Raw genomic sequence first — 17,819 nt, 5'->3', positions numbered from 1 at the left:
CTCTCAGAAGAATTGTGCCATTCTATCTGAAATTACAGTGTACTATATTGACAATGGATATTGTCAAAATTATATTGAAGATGTCTGAACTGCACATGCAATGAACCGGTTGTGCAAATATCGAAAAACAAAGGATGGACAATGAAAAATTTTAAAAACAAAGTCGCTGCAATTACGGGCGCAGGTTCTGGCATTGGGCAACAGTTAGCAATTCTTTTGGCAAAACAGGGCTGCCATCTTTCGTTGAGTGATATTAATGAAAAAGGATTACAACAAACTGTCGAGCTTTTAAAACCGTACAGCAATATTACGGTTACCACCAAAAAGCTTGATGTGTCGGATCGGGACGCGGTAAAGCAGTGGGCACAAGAAACTGTGCAAGATCACGGTTCTGTTAACCTAATTTTTAACAATGCTGGTGTTGCTTTAGGCTCAACTGTTGAAGGTGCGACCTACGAAGATTTAGAGTGGATCGTTGGGATTAACTTCTGGGGTGTCGTGTACGGAACTAAAGAGTTTTTACCGTTCATTAAGCAAACTCAAGATGGCCATATTATTAACATCTCCAGCTTATTTGGTCTGACTGCTCAACCGACTCAGTCTGGTTATAACGCGACTAAATTTGCTGTACGTGGTTTTACCGAATCATTACGCCAAGAGTTGGATATTGAAAAAAGTGGTGTAAGCTCGTTGTGCGTACATCCAGGTGGAATCCGCACCAACATTGCTAAATCTGCAAAAATGAGTGATAGCTTGAATAGTTTAGGTATGGACCCGACTAAATCAATTCAAAACTTTGACAAGCTACTACGTACTCCACCTGAAGAAGCAGCTCGTCAAATTTTACAAGCTGTCTTAAAAAATAAACGCCGTTTATTGATTGGTAGTGATGCAAAAATTCTTGATGCATTCCAGCGTTTATTCCCAACGGGATATCAACGTGCTTCAACCATTGTGACCAAATTAATGAAATAATTTTTTAATGTAAAAAAGCCATCAAATGATGGCTTTTTTATGTGGTTTAGTTAGTTCTAAATAAGAACTTTGATCTTCTTTTTCTTCCAGATAAATTGATAATACAGGCCTTGAATAATACATAAACTGACAAATGCCAAGGCATAAGCAACCCAGATTCCTTTAAGGCCCCATATTGAGCTGAACCAGTAAGCACATGGAATTTCAATAAATAAAATAGCAGAAATATTAAGTAGCATTGGAACAGTCACGGTTCCGCTGGCACGCATGATTGATGCAAAAATGGCACCTGCACCAAAGAATAAAATTGCCCACAGCACAATAAATAAAAGTTGCTGCCCTAACACCACCACAGTTGGGTCGGTAATGAATAAAGCCATTAAATATTTTGAAAATAGATAGCCAAGTGCAATTAAGGTACCTGTAAATAAAAAGTTCATTCCCAAAGCTGTGCGGGTTACCCGTGCTAACAGATCTGATTTGCCAGCACCAATTGCTTGTGCTGCAAAAATTGAAGCTGCAATTGATATCGACAAGGCAGGGAACTGAATGTAGTTGAGCACCTGATTCACTGCACCATAGGCTGCTGTAGCATGCGATCCGTAATGGTTAACCAACCCAACAATAACCAAGCCAGCCATTGAGGTAGTAATCATTTGAATGCCGGTTGGTACGCCTAAGCGCAAAATGATTTTGCTCAGTTCTGGATTGTGACGGATATGTTGCAGAAGCTGCCGATTCGGCCGAAGTGGATGATTTTTCTTGTTGAGATAAATTGCCAGAAAAATCAAAATAGCAACATAACCCGTGATCGTTGCAATTGCAGGAGCGATAATTCCCAGAGCGGGTAAGCCAAAACAACCTTTAAGCAATATCGGGGTAATTACTAAGCCAATTACACTGGTTAATGCCAATGCAAGTAAAGGCGTGGTACTGTCGCCTACACCACGTAAAATTGAGGTATAAATAATATAAACAAACAGAAGCGGGCTACCCGCCAGCATCCATTGCACATAAGGCAAAGCAAGATGCATTACCTTAGGGTCAGTACCTAATAACTCTAAAATATCATGGGCAAAAAACACGCCGATAATCGCGGTAATTACCCCACCAATCAGTGTCATAAACAGGGTAGAACCGACCACACTTTGGACTTTCTCTATATTTTGTGCGCCCCACGCTTGCCCTACTAAAACAGTAGTACCCGTTGAAATCCCGATAATAAAAGCGAGAAGCAAGAATAAAATAGGGAAGAAAACCGAGACGGCAGCAATCGCATCAACTCCCATCATTTGGCCAACAAAGATGGTGTTAATCGTTCCCGACAAGTTCTGCAAAATATTGGTTGCAATGAGAGGCAGTAAGAAAACAAAAAATGTTTTCCATAGATTTTGCTGGTGAATTAAAGACTGTCTTGGTGGCATGTGTTCTCCATCGCCCATCTCTTTGATGAGCGGGGCAGACATTCAACTTAGCATATTTAGGTGAAATTTCTTGTAGTGTTTTACTATGCTAAGTTTCTAAATTTATTAACATTCATTCAAGATTTCTCCTGCTTTTTGCAATGTCTCATCATTTTTAGCAAAGCAGAAGCGAATCAGGCGTAAAGACTCTGGCGCTTGCTGGTAGAAAACTGAAACAGGAATAGCCACAATTTTATGTTGCTCGGCAAGAAACTGGCACATTTCTACATCGTTTAAGTCAGGTCTAATCTGACTGTAATCAAGATTTTGGAAATAGGTCCCTTGAGATGGTTTTAGTAAAAAACGGCTATTGTGAATTGCCTGATTAAAACGATCTCGCTTAGTTTGGTAAAACTGCGAAAGCTCTTGAATATGTTCCGGATGTTGCTGCATATATTGCGCTAGGGCAATCTGACAAGGTGTCGTACCACAGAAATTCGCATATTGGTAAATCTGGCGAAATAAACGCATTAACTCAGGTGAAGCCACGCAATAACCTGTTTTCCAGCCGGTCACATGAAAGGTTTTCCCAAAAGACCCAATCACAAAACTACGCTCTCTGAGTTCTGGAAAATGCAAAGCACTAAAGTGTTGTTGACCATCAAACACTAAGTGTTCATAGACTTCATCAGATAAAACCACAATGTTTTTATCTTGAATTAGTGCAATAAGCTCTAACCAATCCTGTTTTGCCCAGATGGTACCTGTTGGATTATGGGGAGTATTCACCACAATCATACGGGTTTTGTCATTAATCAAATCTTTAACTTGCTGCCAGTTCACTTTAAAGTCTGGAGCTTCAAGAGCGATATGGATGGCTTTACCACCAGCTAATTGTACTGAAGGACCATAACTGTCGTAACTTGGATCAAAAATAATGACCTCATCGCCCGCATTAATACATGCCTGTATGGCACAAAAAATTGCAATGGTTGCGCCGGGAGTAATGGTAATTTGCGTGACAGGATCAAGTTGAAGTTGGTCGCGTTGCTGAAATTGTAAAGCAAGCTGTTCACGTAAAGCGAGAATACCATCGCCGGGTGGATATTGATTATGCCCAGCTAAAGTCGCCTGAGATAAAGCTTCCAGTAAGGCTTGTGGTGCCGGAAAATCTGGAAAGCCTTGTGACAGGTTGAGAGCACCTAAACGATGTGCCATTGCCGTCATGGTACTAAAAATAGTCACGCCTTGAGTGGCCAGTTTTGACTGTAGCTGTAGCATATTGTTCTCTTATTAAAAATATTTAAAGTTATAAAATTGATTCAATCACTGCTCGAATTACACCGAGGGTTAAACCAATAAATGCACCGACTACAACGCCATTTACTCGGATCATATGTAGGTCGCCACCGACTTCATTTTCAATTTTCCCGATCATTTCGCGTGAATCCCATTCATGAATGCGTTCACTGACATAGCGTATGATTTTATGGCTATATTGATCTGTAAAAGTCAGCGCAAGTCCTGTCATTTCTTTGTTGAGTACTTCACGTACTTTGGCATTTTGAACAAGGTTTTCACCTAGTTGCTGAATAGCTGCTCTTAGGTTCATTGCAATGCCAGAATCTTCTTTCATTAAATCTTCTTTAATGGCATTACACAAAATCGTAACAGCGCCACTGATGAAATTGAGGACTTGTGGACTATCGAGAAGGGCATCTTTACCGCTGTTGAGACGTTGGCTAGTAACGCTGTCTGGTTTTGCCAGCTCAAGCATGAGAGAGTGGGCAATGGTTTCAATTTCTTGTCGCCATGGGTGTTCAGGGTCTGCCAACATCGATTCTACTTTTTCAACGAGTGAATCGATGGTGCGTTGTTGAACATCAATACCAATCCAGCTTGCGCCTTTTGCAAGTGACCAGACACCAAGTGCTTTAAACATTTTTCGGGTTAATTCACGGGTTTTATCTGGGTTTTGTACCACCCATTCATGCGCGATATCGAGTCCACGCTGTAAAACGTCTTGATGGAAATCATTTTCCAATACTGCGCGTAGCATTTCACTTGCGAGTTTATTGACCTCGGTATTACGCACCCATTGCACACTATTGTTTTGCACAAAATTGGCAATTTGATCTTGACTAACAAACTCAAAAATTTTCGGAACAGTTTGCTGAATAAGCTGTACCACTTGCGTGTTGTTTTGTGGACTTGCTAACCATTGACCAATTGCGAGGCTTAAGTCAGTTTTTTCTAAGCTTCGTTCGACCACTTGAGGCGAAAGAAAATTTTCCTGTACAAAACGGCCCATTGACTCTGCAATGCGTGCTTTGTTGCGTGGAATAATCTCGGTGTGGTCCCTTAAAAATTTAGGAATGGGTAACTTACCAAATGGGTTCCGAAACAGAACCGTAATCGCGTACCAGTCGGCTAAACCACCGACTACACCGGCTTCTGCCCCTAACATTAAAATATGAATAAAACCCGTGTACTCTGGCAGAAAACGATCAGCCACCATCAGTGCAATCCACAGCACAACGACAATAATAAGCGCCAGAGTAGCAAAATATTTGCTACGTTTTAGACTGGGCACGTGGTGAACTTCTTCTGCCATGTTCATAAACTTATCCTATTCATTTTTGTTTTACTGGAGGCTCAGGCGGTGGCAACAGCTCTCCTGTCGGACTCAATCCATATTTTTGTCCGATTGATTTCAAGATCAAGGTTGCATCAAAAGCATCCTGTGGAGCCTGCTTTTGATCCCGATAACATTCAATAGTATACGACACTTGAACAGGGTCGATATTGACCACTTGTGGGTAATCATAGAACGGATCATGCCAGAAACCTGGGTAGCGACGACCATAACCATATGGGTAAAAGCTTGGAGCTGATGGATAAACCACAGCCTGACGTGGCGGTTTCTGGCTTTGATTGCTTGGATCATTTTGCACTTTAAAAAAGCGGAAACCTTTTTGTATCGTCGTTTGTGCCGCTTTCACCAAGGTAATTTCTTCAGCTCTGCCATAACTCATATTTGGGTCGGCTTGAAAACTAATACGGAACGTTTGAGCATTTAGAGGATATGCTGAAAACTGACCAAGCTGATCAAAGGTTCTTGGTTTACTTGGAGTCGTTGCACACGCAGTTAAAGTTAAGGCAGTGCCTAAGGCTAAACAAAGAGAGAGATATTTCATGATGAACTCCCAGCTGAGCATTAAAAAATAGATGACTCAGCATTAAAAATTAAGAAGTTTTAAAAACTACTGTTCGGTTCTAATAAAAATTCGGTTTCCTCTGGAGTGGAAACACGCCCGAGAATGGTATTTCGATGAGGATAGCGTCCAAAGCGATCAATAATAACTTTATGCTTTTTCTCAAAACTTAAATTAATTTCATTGCCGAGGCGTTGAAAGAGTTTTAAGGCAAATTCATGAATCAATTTTGATTCACTATGCATAAACGGCATATATAAAAAAGAACGTTGCTCTGGATTAAGCTGTGCATCGAGTTGTAAGCTAATCGTTTCTTGTGCCAAAGCTAATGCCAAACTGTCATAGGCAAAAGATTCGGGTTGATCACGATAAATGTTGCGAGAAAACTGGTCTAGTACAATAATCTCTGCCAAACGGCCTTCCGCTGTTTTTCGCCAAGACCACAGTTCTGCTTGAGTTGCCTGTCGATGAACGTCAGAAAAATTTTCACGGATTTTTTTGTCAAAATCATCACTTTTTGCAAACCAAAGTGAACGGTGTTCAGGAGAAAACCAGAAGTTTAAAATGTCTTGTTCGTTCATGATATTGACAACTCTTTAGCAATTATTCTTCAATAAAATCACAATTCTTTCGTGTCTTAAATAACAAGATTGTGATAAAAATTGCCAAACTGGAATGATGTGAGTATATAAATAGCCGTATCATCTCACGATTTTGTATATAGTGATCTTTAATAAGCGAGCAAATGCATGAGTCAACCCACTACACCCTCTCAATCAGTTATTCCTGCTTGGGTGGATTCGTCGCTACTACAAGGCATGTTACGTGGAATAGAGCGTGAAAGCCTACGTATGCAAAGTAATGGGTTCTTATCACAAGAGTTACATCCAAAGGCATTGGGTTCGGCTTTAACACATCCACAAATTACGACTGATTATTCAGAAGCATTAATGGAGTTTATTACCTCACCTAAGCCAACCATTGGTGAAGCTTTGAATGAGCTTACCGATATTCATGCGGTTGTGCATCGTCATTTAGAAAATGGTGAGAAACTCTGGCCGCTGTCTATGCCATGTATGTTAGATGACAATGAAGAACGGATTCGTCTAGCACAATACGGCACCTCTAATATTGGTCGTTTTAAAACACTATACCGCCGTGGGCTGGGAATTCGATATGGTCGCCGTATGCAGACCATTTCAGGCGTGCATTACAATTTATCTTTTCCAGATACGCTTTTCGCCGAGCTACAAGCTCATGAAACTGACGAACAATTAAAATCATTAAGTTTGCAGGATTATCGTAGCCATCGTTATTTTGGTCTTATTCGTAATTTTATCCGTTTAACACCGTTAGTTATGTTTTTAGTGGGTGCTAGCCCAACAGTATGTCGTTGTTTCTTAACTGGACATAAACATCAGTTGTTGCCTTTAATCAAAGGTTCATACTATTTACCGTATGCTACAGCACTCCGTATGGGACGATTGGGCTATCAAAACTCAGCTCAAAAAAGCTTGGGTATTCATTACAACAATTTGTCTGGCTATCTGGATGGTTTACAAAAAGCCGTTCATTCTCCTTACCCACCATTTAGCCGTTTAGGGTTAAATGATGCCTCTGGTGAGCCGTTGCAAATTAATGATCATGTTTTGCAGATCGAGAATGAATATTACAGTCTCGTACGTCCAAAACAGGTGCCTCAAAAAGGTGAAACGCCGTCTCAAGCTTTGAAAAATCGAGGAGTGGGATATGTTGAGCTACGTGCTGTTGATGTAAACCCATACTCGGCAATTGGCGTTGATGAAACGACAGCAGGCTTCCTTGAAGTGTTGGCACTTTATTGTCTGTTAAGTGATAGTCCAGACTTGTTAGGTCCTGAGCAAGACTTGGTTGAGAAAAATCAGACCGAGGTGGTAAACCGAGGTCGAGCCCCCAACGCAACCATTACAGATTTAACAGGGTCATATCACATCGAAGATTGGGCACGTTTATATATTGCAAAAATGCAAGATTGTGCACAGCTACTCGATCAGACCTACGCAACGGACTTGTATGGTTCAGCATTAGCGATCATGCAAGCACGAATTGATGAAGTTGATGAGACTTTATCTGCCCATGTTATTGACGATACGTTAAAACATGGTGGAACTTGGAGTTTTGGTAGCCACATGGCGCAATTACATGCTGAAAGTTATGAAGAGCATGAGCTTAGTGTGGAAACCTTGAAACATTTTGAACAATTGGCTGCACAGTCGTTACAGCAGCAAGAACAACTTGAGCAAGATACTCAGGTCAGTTTTGATCAATATCTTGAACAATATCGATAATAAAACGAGGTTTTACATGCGATTAAGTTACCGTTTGGTGAGTGGGCTACTTGTTTTAGCAAGTATTGTCGGCATGTCTTTTGCGTTGTATCTGGAACATGTAAAAGGTTTAGAGCCATGTCCGCTCTGTATTTTTCAACGTGTTGGCTTAATGGCGATGGGTTTTGTGGCGCTCGTCGCTTTTTTGCATAACCCAGTTTCCAATGCGATTAAACGCTTTTATGCATTTTTGGCTGGCATCGCAATTTTATGGTCAGTCGGTGTCGCAGGGCGTCATGTGTGGATACAGCATTTACCCGCAGATCAAGTACCGAGTTGTGGACCGGGTTTAAATTATTTAATTGATGCTTTACCTATGAAAGCAGTTTTGCAAGAAGTGCTTTCTGGTTCAGGTGAGTGTGCTGCAATTGATTGGACCTTTTTAGGTCAATCTTTACCAGTTTGGTCGTTGGTTTATTTCGTTTTGCTCTTACTGGTCTGCTTATGGCAGTTATTCCGTTTTTATCCAGTGTTTAAGACTGCTAAAAAGTAAGTTTAAACAGATTAAAAAAAGCCCAAAATTATATTGGGCTTTTTTTATTGTTTTATAATTAATCAAACTATAAAAAAACAAATTGAAAAAAAGAATAATGATGTAGACAGATAGGTCTGTTTTTTATAAAGTGCAGCCGTTTATATATCCTTATGATTATAAAAAATGTTTTTTAATATCTTTAATGTTTTGGAAAAAATAGGGTTAAGTGCACAGAAACGCGCGATTCACGTGCAATTTTCTAATGAACTACTCAATAACCAGGTTTTTTTACAGCGTATCGAAGGCCAACACCAGCTAAATGGGGAAATTGAAGCTGAGTTGATTTGTCTTTCAACGAGTGCACAAATTGCATTGAAGCAGTTTATAGGGGTGCAAGTTGCTGTTGATCAGGTCACCGATTCAGGACAATTATTCCGAACTACAGGAATTGTAACGGAAGCCAGTTATGGCCAAAGTGACGGTGCTTTAACGCTTTATAAACTTACCATAAAAGACGCGACAAATTTATGGCATAAACGCCGTAATAGCCGTGTTTTCATGAATAAAAGTATTATTGAAGTCACGGAAGTTTTATTTAAAGAGTGGCAAGAAAAAAGTCAGCTTTTTGCGACAAGTTTAAGTCTCGATCTTAGTGGGTTAAGTCAGAGTTATGATATTCGCCCATTTATCATGCAGCACAATGAGTCTGACTATGACTTTCTGACACGCTTATGGCGAAGTGAAGGCGTTAGCTGGCTAATTGATGAATCTGAGCTTTTTGTACCTCATTTTACTGCGCCAATACAGGCTCAAAAACTAAGACTCATTGATGACAATAGCCAGTACCAAGCTTTAGCACGTCGTAGTATTCGCTACCACAGAAGTAGTGCAACAGAATATCAAGATAGCATTACGGGTTTTGTAGCGGTGCGGACTTTGCAGCCGACTGCGGTACATGTGCAGCGCTGGCAACCCGATGCTCTGGCACACGAAGAAGGTGTAGGTTCAGTTATTACTACACACATACATTCAGACCAGTTTGATTCAGCGAGTTTGAGCCTTGAACAAGCATGGCACATGAGCCCAGCTTGGATGCAAGATTTAAAAGGGGAAGATCAGGCTACTGCTTCAAGTAGTAATCAGCTAGAGAAATTAAATCAGCACTTCACGAATATGTATGCGAGTCAGGCCAAATACTTTAAAGCCTATAGTAGTGTCCGTGATAGCCAAGTTGGTTATTGGTTTAATCTACAGGAGCATCCTGAAATTGATCAGCATGAAGGGGCTGATCAAGAGTTCCTGATTATTGCTAAAAATTTCTATAACCAAAATAACCTACCGAAAGATTTGCATCAGCAAGTTAGCCAGTTGTTAACCCAAAGTCGTTGGGATAAACATGGTTATGAAGATATTGAGCGCCAAGGTAATGAGCTGACCTTAATACGCCGTCAAATTAAAACTGCACCTGAATATAATCCAGAAGAGCATCGACCAATTGCCTACCCACAAAGAGCGAAAGTCGTGGGGCCAGAGGGAGAGACTATTCATGTCGATGAATGGGGGCGTATCAAAGTACGTTTTCTATTTACCCGTAGTGATGATCATGGACATGACGGTGGTGCAGGGAGCAATGACAACGATACCGACTCGGCTTGGGTTGATGTACTGACTCCTTGGGCAGGTGAGGGCTATGGAGCACGGTTTTTACCACGTATTGGTGAAGTGGTTGTCATAGATTTCTTTGATGGCAATATTGACCGTCCATTTGTGACAGGGCGTATCCATGAAGCGCAGCGTTCGCCAACCAAGTTCGATGTAAAAGGGCAGCTTCCTGCGACTAAAAAACTAAGCGGGATTCGCAGTCAGGAAATCAGCGGTAGTGGTTTTAACCAATTACGTTTTGATGACACAACAGGGCAAATCAGTACCCAACTACAAAGTAGTCATGCAGCGACGCAACTGAACTTAGGTAACTTAAGCCATCCGAAAGAACAAGCGACGAGCCAAGGACGTGGAGAAGGTTTTGAGCTGAGAACAGATGCTTGGGGAGCCGTGCGTGCTGGAAACGGCTTATACATTAGTACTCACAAACAAGATCAAGCTCAAGGACTTCACCTTGATGCGAATGAAACCAAACAACAGCTTGAAGGCGGGTTAAACAATAGTAAAGCTCTAAGTGAAGTTGCTAAAAATCAGCAGACAGATCCGTTGGAAGTTCTTGATGATTTAAAAAACTTTTTAGATCAGATTGAACAGCAAGACAAAGATAAAGCTACTGCATTTAAACAAGCGATTATGGTGTTAAGTGCGCCAAATAGTATAGCGGTTGCAAGTAATGAAGATATTCATCTGAGTGCAGATGGACAGATTAGCCAAACTGCTGGTGATAGTATTAACCTGAGTACTCAAAAGAATTTGATTGCTTATGCCCAAAATAGGATAAGTTTTTTTGCAGCTCAAGATGGAGCAAGAATGTATGCGGGTAAGGGCAAAATTGAGTTACAAGCACAAAGTGATGGTACAGATATCATTGCACGAAAAGGGATAAAGATTATTTCAACAGAAGATAGAATCGAAATAATTAGCCCAAAAGAAATTATACTCACTGCGGACGGTTCACAACTCAAGATTAATAGTTCAGGTATTTTTCCTGTAACTGGGGGCAAGCTTGAGGTTAAGGCAGGTCAGCATTTATTTATTAGCGGCGCGAATATTGTTGTTCCAAAGATAAGCTTACCTACTATAAAAACACCTTTTAGTAATAAAATTAACTATAACTGGAATATAAATTCGGAAGATAAAAAAGAACTATTTATTATAAATAAAAAGAATAATAGCCTTATAAAAGCCCATAAAAATGAGCTTGATAATAAAAATAATTTAAGTTCATTACGATTTTATACACCAGAAGAAGCAGACTTTACTGCAATGATTTTTAATTCGGATTATATTCAGTTAAAGCAAAATATGCCTGATAGTGAAAATATTGATGAGCTTTTAGAAGAAACACTTCTGTATGACGAAGAAAATGATGATGTTTATACAGAAGAGGAGTTTTGATTAATGAGTAAATTAGTCACTATTACTACTAAGTTTTATGATAAATCTGGAAAGCAGATTATTAACTTAAATGTACAATCTAGGTATAAAGATTCATTAAATGCTAATACCCAAAAAACTGATAAGCTCGGTCTGTTTGTATTTCAAGCTTCGCCAAATAGAATTGTTGAGATATTAGCAAAGCCTCCTAATCAAAAAGATTATGCAGTATTTAAAACGATAAACTCTTCTATTCATTCCTCAGAAAAAAATCCTATTAAAGTCCAGTTACCAAAAACAATTGATGAATATCAACAAGTAAAGAAAACCAGTTCAATCAAAGGAATTGTAAGCACTTTTTTTAAAATTGTTGATATGAATGGAAAAGTTATGAAAAACTTTCCTGTTCAATCACGACCAAAAGGTAAAGGAAATTCACCCGATAAATATACAAATGATGAAGGCATAGTAGAAGTATGCTCATCACCTAATAGAGATATAGAGGTCTTAGTATTAACATCAAAGGATACATTTGTTTTAAAAAGCTCAATAAATTCTGCTAACGGTAGTTCCCAACCAAATTTTATTAAATTAGATGAGCCTTATGAAAAATTTAAAAGTGCATCTACGATTAAAATTTTAGATCGAGATGGAAGTGACTACATTATAGAAAAAACTAATGTGGAAATATTAGTTGTAGAGAATGGTAAAAAACAGCTTTTTAGTATATCGAATGGAAAATTACCATTACAAAGCATGGTAGGGCAGAAACTAGAATTTACGGTGTATAAGCCTGATGGTAAGCCTTTAAAGACACAAACCTATATGGCAACACGAGTTAAAAACAACCCTGTTGAATTCCATTTGGATGTAGATATAACAAAAGGCAGTACGGCACAGAATGATCCAGAGATTAATAAGAAAGTTAAAGTTGATATATTAATTACAATGGACCAAATGAGAAAAATGTGGCCAAAAGCTTCAGCTACAAAAATTCAACCAATTTTAGATGAATTAAATAGCGATTTAATGGGCTATAAATTGGATACTAGATTGAGACAAGCCCATTTCATGGCTCAAGTTAGGCAAGAAGTTGGTAGCTCTTTTTCATTGAGAGAACAAGTGGAATATATGGGGCCAACAGCATTGAAACAAATTGGCTATTATAGAACTCATCATAAACAAGCAGATATTGATGGATATAAAAGAGGACAAGGACCAGCAAATGGAGAAGTAATTGCTAATCGCATGTACGACGACAATTATCGTAGTGCTAAATATAAATTAGGTAATACTTCTCCTGGTGATGGTTGGAAATATTTAGGCCGAGGACTAAAACAATTAACAGGGAAGAATAATTATCAAGATTTAACTAATATGTACTCAACTATATGGCCTGGAGAGAAAGTCGATTTTGTGAAGAATCCTGAATTAATTGAACAACCCAAGTATGCAGTTAGATCTGCTATTAGATTCTGGTTGAAATTTAAGCTTTATGATGTTGCTGATAAGGGTGCTAATGGAGAACAGGTAGATGCCATCACAAAAGTAATTAATGAAGCTACAAATTCATATGCTGATCGACGAGCACATTTTGTTCAGGCAAGAAAGATTTTTATTTAAAATAGTGTTTATGAAATGAAAAAATATTTTACTATTATTCTGTTTGTCATATCATCTCTAATATATTCTCAGAATTTATTTGCAAGGGATCAATGTAATATTGACCAACAAGTAAAATTAAATATATTTAAGAAAAATGATTATAAATTTTATAATTATATATGTGAGTCTTCAGAAGGTTCATATCTTAAAGGTTATTTTGGAGATCAAGAGAAGAAAATATTCGTTGGTGATTACTCTGATTTTGCAGCTAAAGAAAGTCCTAAACTTTTAGCTGTCAGTATCTATAAATCAACTAAAAGAAAACCTCCAATATTGATTACTATTAATTCAGCATATTACTGTTGTACTCCACAAATAGAAGGGGAAATGTATCAAGTTAACCTATATCAAATTAGTGAAAATAAGATTTTAAATCTGAAAAATATAACAAATATATTAGGTAGTAATGCAGAGGGTTTTGAAGGGATTGCGGAAGGGAAAGTCTATTATAAATATAAAACCATTTCTGAAATTAAAAAATGGTTAGATAAAAATTATTGATGGACTTATGATCTTGAAAATAATTTAAATTAAAAAGCCCAACTTAAGTTGGGCTTTTTTTTATGTCTCTACAATTCCTTCTAAATCTTCGAGCGTATAGTTCGGCATATCAATAATATGAGTTTGAATACCTTCTTGCACATAATCATTAACATTAGGGTAGAGCCAGCGAGTAATCTGTTCCGCAACACTCGAGTGATACTGAATTTCAAAGTGATTTAAGCCATAAAACACGGCTTTATGAGAGTCTGGAACTTTGAGCTGAAAACGTGGATTTGGATGTTCGCCTAGCGCGCTTTTTACACTCACCAAGTAATCGCCAATTACGGTCAACGCTTTGTTGCGTACTTTTTCAAATTCGAGTGTACCTGCCACTAAAAAGGTATTGATATGGGAAGGTAACGGAGCTGGGGCACGGTTATCATCCATCATGCCAATTCGGGCATCCATATATTCCCAGTCGTCATCACGCACGCTACCGTGGCGTAAGTCTAAAATGCCATTACTACGAATATTAACCAGTTGACCGAGTAAACCCACAAAAGGGAAGGCCCCGAGTTTATCTTGTATGGTAAAGCCAAAGCGCTCCAACACTGCACCATGATGTGGAGAGCCAATGCAGACTAGATTCTCGACCATGTGAATCCATTGATACATATTTTGTTTGCCATAAAACAAGGCGCTGCGAGAAACCAGTCCGCCCATACTATGGCCAATGATATCAATACTGGTAATTCTTGGATTACGTTGTACCAAATCTTCTAATAAATTTGAAAAACTGCGTCCATTGGCTGAAATGCGTCGACCTGTGTTGTAATTTAAATATAGCATCGTGTTATGGTCGCGCTGTGCTAACAGACGCTCCCCAATACCGCCATAATGTGCATTTGACCAACTCAGATGATTCATACACAAACCATGAACCAAAATTACAATACGTCCTGCAAGTTCCCCTTGTTGTATTGCACCGTAGTGATCGTATAGCACCATTGGTAAAGCGAGTGGACTATGCTGTTTAAGTAGGTAATCCCCAAAAATTCCATTCAAAATTCCGACTAAAAAATGTAAGCTCGGGGTGAGTGGTTTTTCGTGAAGTGTGGGATATTTTTCAATAATGTGACGTAAGCTTGGCGCTAAAAAGTGGCTACCATATTTTTGTAATGCGCCATAAGAAAATTGATATGCCTTTTGCACAAATGGTCGTTTTTGAAAGTTTTTAGCATTTTGTGTGCTTACACCAAAAGCATTTTTTAATACTTCAATATTAATAACTTGTATTAATTCATGTACACCATTTAAGCTGGTACTGAACAGTTGAGCTAAACCTTCTAGTACGTCTGCCTGACTCGGTGGCGTACGATCCCATTTACAATAAGTTTCATGTAGTGGTGTTAAGCTCGGCATATCTTTTCCCCATATACGTTATAACCGACGTTTTAAGCTGTACTTTTTATCAACGGCAGTAAACGTTTCCATCTTAGTAGTTTAAATAACACATGTTTTTAAAATACTGATGAATGGTTAGTTGAGTGGTTTTTCTTGTCTGACAATAGTGTTTTTATATACAAACTGAGAACAAAAATGTGAGTTTATTCTCAATTTAGAGGGAAATATATGAATATTATCTACCTCCATGGCTTTAATAGTAGCTCTCTTTCAATTAAAGGGCTAAGCCTTAAGCAGTATTGTAGCGAATTAGGCATAAATGTGCATTTGCCAGACCTAAACAGATCTCCTAATCTAGTGGTAGAGCAAGTTTCAGCGCTTATTGAATCGTTGCAAGACGTGGCTTTAGTTGGTAGTAGTCTCGGCGGGTTTTTTGCGACATATTTTGTCGCGAAATATAATATTCCGGCTGTACTGATTAATCCTGCTATGCAACCATGGAAGTTGTTTGATGAGTTATTCCAAGTTGAAAGCATGCCCTACATGGTGAATGATCAATGGTCAATTGACCATATTCAGTTGCGACAATTACAACACTTGGAACTGAAACAACCTGAAAATGCTGACAAAATACTCGTCTTGTTGCAACAAGGCGACGAAATTTTGGATTATCGTCAAGCACAACGCTATTATAGTGCTGCAACGCCATCCTCATTGATTTTGACGGATGCTCATGGCAATCATGCTATGGAAGATTTTGAAGAAAAATTACCGTTAGTGATCGAATTCTTTGCGCACACCATCAAATAAGGAAAACGTACAACGTGACACAATATACGGCTCAATCGCTTGAAGTCCTTTCTGGTTTAGACCCTGTTCGTCGTCGTCCAGGGATGTATACCGATACGACTCGACCTAACCATTTAGCCCAAGAAGTTATTGATAATGCTGTTGATGAAGCATTAGCTGGTCATGCCGACAAAATCTGTGTCACGGTTTATAAAGATGGTTCATTGTCTGTTGAAGATAACGGCCGTGGTATGCCAGTGGATATTCACCCTGAATATGGCCAAAGTGGTATCGAAATCATTCTGACCAAGCTCCATGCGGGTGGTAAATTCAGTACCGATAACTACCAGTTTTCAGGTGGTTTGCATGGTGTAGGTATTTCAGTTGTAAACGCGTTATCAACACGTGTTGAGGTCGAAGTTCAACGTCAGGGTAACCTATACCAAATGGCCTTTGAGCAAGGTGAACCAGTGGCACCTTTAGCTGTTCTCGAAGGTAAAGCTCCAAAGCGCGCGACAGGTACAACGGTACATTTTTGGCCAGAAGCGAAATATTTTGATAGTCCAAAATTTGCTTTAAAAGCACTTAAACACAATTTAAAAGCCAAAGCTGTTTTAGCGGCTGGTTTAAAAATTATCTATATCGATCAAATTAACGATGAAAAAATCGAATGGCAGTTTGAAAATGGCCTTGTCGATTATTTGATGGATGAGTTGCAAGACCGCGAAATTTTGCCAAATCCCGCTTTTGTGAGTAATGGTCAGGCAGACCGTGCGGCGTGTGAATTTGCGATTTGCTGGAATGTAGAAGGCGGTGAGCAGGTTCAAGAAAGTTACGTCAACCTGATTCCAACCGCACAAGGCGGTACTCATGTGAATGGTTTACGTTCAGGTGTAACAGAGGCATTACGTGAGTTCTGTGAGCTACGTAACTTGTTGCCACGTAACCTTAAACTTTCGGCAGAAGATGTTTGGGATGGTGTGAACTATATTTTGTCACTCAAGTTCCAAGAACCGCAGTTTTCAGGTCAAACCAAAGAGCGTCTTTCTAGTCGGGAAGCATCCAATATTGTTTTAAATATTGCTAAAGATGCTTTCGCACTCTGGCTAAATCAGCATGCTGAAATTGCTATGCAATTGGCAGAAATGGCGATTTCTAAAGCAGGTCGTCGTTTAAAAGCCGCGAAAAAGGTTGAGCGTAAAAAGATTGTTTCTGGCCCAGCTTTACCGGGTAAGTTGGCAGACTGTGTGGGACAAACTCGTGAAGACAGTGAGCTATTCATTGTCGAGGGTGACTCTGCGGGCGGTAGTGCCAAGCAAGCACGTGATAAAAACTTTCAGGCGATCATGCCAATTCGTGGAAAAATCTTAAACACCTGGGAAGTTTCTTCAGATGAAGTATTGGCTTCTCAAGAAGTTCACGATATTGCGATTGCCATTGGTGTAGACCCTGGCAGTGATGATTTATCAGAGCTGCGTTATGGCAAAATCTGTATTTTGGCCGATGCTGATTCGGATGGTTTACACATTGCGACTTTGCTTTGCGCTTTATTCGTAAAACACTTTCCAACATTAGTTGAAGAAGGGCATTTGTATGTGGCAATGCCACCATTGTTCCGTATCGATATTGGTAAAGATGTCCATTACGCACTTGATGAAGATGAGCTTGAAGTCATCTTGAAGAATGTAAAAGGCAATCGTAATCCGCAAATTACCCGATTCAAAGGATTGGGTGAGATGAACGCGATTCAGCTACGTGAAACGACCATGGATCCAAACACGCGTCGTTTAGTTCAGCTCGATCTAGATGATGCTCATTTTACAGCTGGTTTACTCGATAAATTGCTTGCTAAAAAACGTTCAGCAGATCGTAAGCAGTGGCTTGAGCAGAAGGGTAACCTAGCTGATATCACTGTTTAAAATAGAATTAAAAAATCCCCGCTCAATAGGTGGGGATTTTTTTATGTAAAACTAAGTTATTGGAAATCACCACAACGGTTTTTGCC

At 39.3% G+C, this 17,819-nt stretch carries 14 protein-coding genes; 8 read left to right on the top strand and 6 right to left on the bottom strand.

From position 1 onward, the window contains the following. The first annotated feature begins 141 nt into the window (after window positions 1–141). Window positions 142–975 carry an SDR family NAD(P)-dependent oxidoreductase gene (locus AC1PJP_RS03480; protein ID WP_005300520.1) on the top strand — a complete coding sequence of 278 codons (834 nt, stop codon included), beginning with the start codon at window positions 142–144 and terminating at the stop codon, window positions 973–975. 56 nt (window positions 976–1,031) lie between these two features. Here AC1PJP_RS03480 and AC1PJP_RS03475 read toward each other — a convergent pair whose 3' ends face one another. From AC1PJP_RS03475 to AC1PJP_RS03455, 5 genes are all read right to left on the bottom strand, one after another. Next, a complete protein-coding gene (locus AC1PJP_RS03475; RefSeq protein WP_479766531.1) occupies window positions 1,032–2,399 on the bottom strand; it encodes an MATE family efflux transporter in 1,368 nt (455 codons plus the stop codon). Between the two features lie 105 nt (window positions 2,400–2,504). Then, window positions 2,505–3,659: a pyridoxal phosphate-dependent aminotransferase gene (locus tag AC1PJP_RS03470; protein WP_479766530.1), complete on the bottom strand. Its 1,155-nt coding sequence runs from the start codon at window positions 3,657–3,659 to the stop codon at window positions 2,505–2,507. A 28-nt stretch (window positions 3,660–3,687) separates the two neighbouring features. Continuing rightward, complete coding sequence (locus AC1PJP_RS03465) at window positions 3,688–4,998, bottom strand: DUF445 domain-containing protein (RefSeq protein ID WP_479766529.1); 1,311 nt, start codon at window positions 4,996–4,998, stop codon at window positions 3,688–3,690. 13 nt (window positions 4,999–5,011) lie between these two features. After that, window positions 5,012–5,575 (bottom strand): CC0125/CC1285 family lipoprotein, encoded by a 564-nt coding sequence (locus AC1PJP_RS03460; RefSeq protein WP_004790114.1) that lies wholly within the window; start codon window positions 5,573–5,575, stop codon window positions 5,012–5,014. Between the two features lie 59 nt (window positions 5,576–5,634). Next, a complete protein-coding gene (locus tag AC1PJP_RS03455) occupies window positions 5,635–6,174 on the bottom strand; it encodes a DUF924 family protein (RefSeq protein WP_005300536.1) in 540 nt (179 codons plus the stop codon). A 168-nt stretch (window positions 6,175–6,342) separates the two neighbouring features. Between AC1PJP_RS03455 and gshA the strand changes: the two genes are divergently transcribed. From gshA to AC1PJP_RS03430, 5 genes are all read left to right on the top strand, one after another. Then, window positions 6,343–7,920, top strand: a complete 1,578-nt coding sequence (gene gshA / locus AC1PJP_RS03450; protein WP_151767078.1) for a glutamate--cysteine ligase — start codon at window positions 6,343–6,345, stop codon at window positions 7,918–7,920. A gap of 16 nt (window positions 7,921–7,936) precedes the next feature. Beyond that, complete coding sequence (locus AC1PJP_RS03445) at window positions 7,937–8,452, top strand: disulfide bond formation protein B (protein WP_005300544.1); 516 nt, start codon at window positions 7,937–7,939, stop codon at window positions 8,450–8,452. 165 nt (window positions 8,453–8,617) lie between these two features. After that, complete coding sequence (locus tag AC1PJP_RS03440) at window positions 8,618–11,494, top strand: type VI secretion system Vgr family protein (RefSeq protein ID WP_479766528.1); 2,877 nt, start codon at window positions 8,618–8,620, stop codon at window positions 11,492–11,494. Between the two features lie 3 nt (window positions 11,495–11,497). Next, entirely contained in the window at window positions 11,498–13,096 is a 1,599-nt protein-coding gene (locus AC1PJP_RS03435; RefSeq protein ID WP_416704709.1) for a glycoside hydrolase family 19 protein, read from the top strand. 15 nt (window positions 13,097–13,111) lie between these two features. After that, complete coding sequence (locus tag AC1PJP_RS03430) at window positions 13,112–13,639, top strand: hypothetical protein (RefSeq protein ID WP_416704708.1); 528 nt, start codon at window positions 13,112–13,114, stop codon at window positions 13,637–13,639. Window positions 13,640–13,699: 60 nt separating this feature from the next. On the opposite strand, the gene AC1PJP_RS03425 is transcribed toward AC1PJP_RS03430, so the two are convergent. Next, the gene (locus tag AC1PJP_RS03425; RefSeq protein ID WP_005300558.1) at window positions 13,700–15,043 is read right to left on the bottom strand and encodes an alpha/beta fold hydrolase; all 1,344 of its coding nucleotides are present in this window, start codon (window positions 15,041–15,043) and stop codon (window positions 13,700–13,702) included. A gap of 210 nt (window positions 15,044–15,253) precedes the next feature. Here AC1PJP_RS03425 and AC1PJP_RS03420 point away from each other — a divergent pair, with 210 nt between their 5' ends. Both AC1PJP_RS03420 and parE read left to right on the top strand, forming a co-directional pair. Further along, window positions 15,254–15,835 carry a YqiA/YcfP family alpha/beta fold hydrolase gene (locus AC1PJP_RS03420; RefSeq protein ID WP_479766527.1) on the top strand — a complete coding sequence of 194 codons (582 nt, stop codon included), beginning with the start codon at window positions 15,254–15,256 and terminating at the stop codon, window positions 15,833–15,835. 14 nt (window positions 15,836–15,849) lie between these two features. Further along, complete coding sequence (parE, locus tag AC1PJP_RS03415) at window positions 15,850–17,733, top strand: DNA topoisomerase IV subunit B (RefSeq protein WP_151767075.1); 1,884 nt, start codon at window positions 15,850–15,852, stop codon at window positions 17,731–17,733. Window positions 17,734–17,819 lie beyond the last annotated feature (86 nt).

This window comes from Acinetobacter sp. V116_7 (genome assembly GCF_056735735.1).
This window is presented reverse-complemented; position numbering and strand designations above follow the sequence as displayed.

Bases quoted from the DNA above. Each gene is read 5' to 3' on its own strand.
- AC1PJP_RS03480 (WP_005300520.1), top strand. From the start codon at position 142: ATGAAAAATTTTAAAAACAAAGTCGCTGCAATTACGGGCGCAGGTTCT.
- AC1PJP_RS03475 (WP_479766531.1), bottom strand. From the start codon at position 2,399: ATGCCACCAAGACAGTCTTTAATTCACCAGCAAAATCTATGGAAAACA.
- AC1PJP_RS03470 (WP_479766530.1), bottom strand. From the start codon at position 3,659: ATGCTACAGCTACAGTCAAAACTGGCCACTCAAGGCGTGACTATTTTT.
- AC1PJP_RS03465 (WP_479766529.1), bottom strand. From the start codon at position 4,998: ATGAACATGGCAGAAGAAGTTCACCACGTGCCCAGTCTAAAACGTAGC.
- AC1PJP_RS03460 (WP_004790114.1), bottom strand. From the start codon at position 5,575: ATGAAATATCTCTCTCTTTGTTTAGCCTTAGGCACTGCCTTAACTTTA.
- AC1PJP_RS03455 (WP_005300536.1), bottom strand. From the start codon at position 6,174: ATGAACGAACAAGACATTTTAAACTTCTGGTTTTCTCCTGAACACCGT.
- gshA (WP_151767078.1), top strand. From the start codon at position 6,343: ATGAGTCAACCCACTACACCCTCTCAATCAGTTATTCCTGCTTGGGTG.
- AC1PJP_RS03445 (WP_005300544.1), top strand. From the start codon at position 7,937: ATGCGATTAAGTTACCGTTTGGTGAGTGGGCTACTTGTTTTAGCAAGT.
- AC1PJP_RS03440 (WP_479766528.1), top strand. From the start codon at position 8,618: ATGTTTTTTAATATCTTTAATGTTTTGGAAAAAATAGGGTTAAGTGCA.
- AC1PJP_RS03435 (WP_416704709.1), top strand. From the start codon at position 11,498: ATGAGTAAATTAGTCACTATTACTACTAAGTTTTATGATAAATCTGGA.
- AC1PJP_RS03430 (WP_416704708.1), top strand. From the start codon at position 13,112: ATGAAAAAATATTTTACTATTATTCTGTTTGTCATATCATCTCTAATA.
- AC1PJP_RS03425 (WP_005300558.1), bottom strand. From the start codon at position 15,043: ATGCCGAGCTTAACACCACTACATGAAACTTATTGTAAATGGGATCGT.
- AC1PJP_RS03420 (WP_479766527.1), top strand. From the start codon at position 15,254: ATGAATATTATCTACCTCCATGGCTTTAATAGTAGCTCTCTTTCAATT.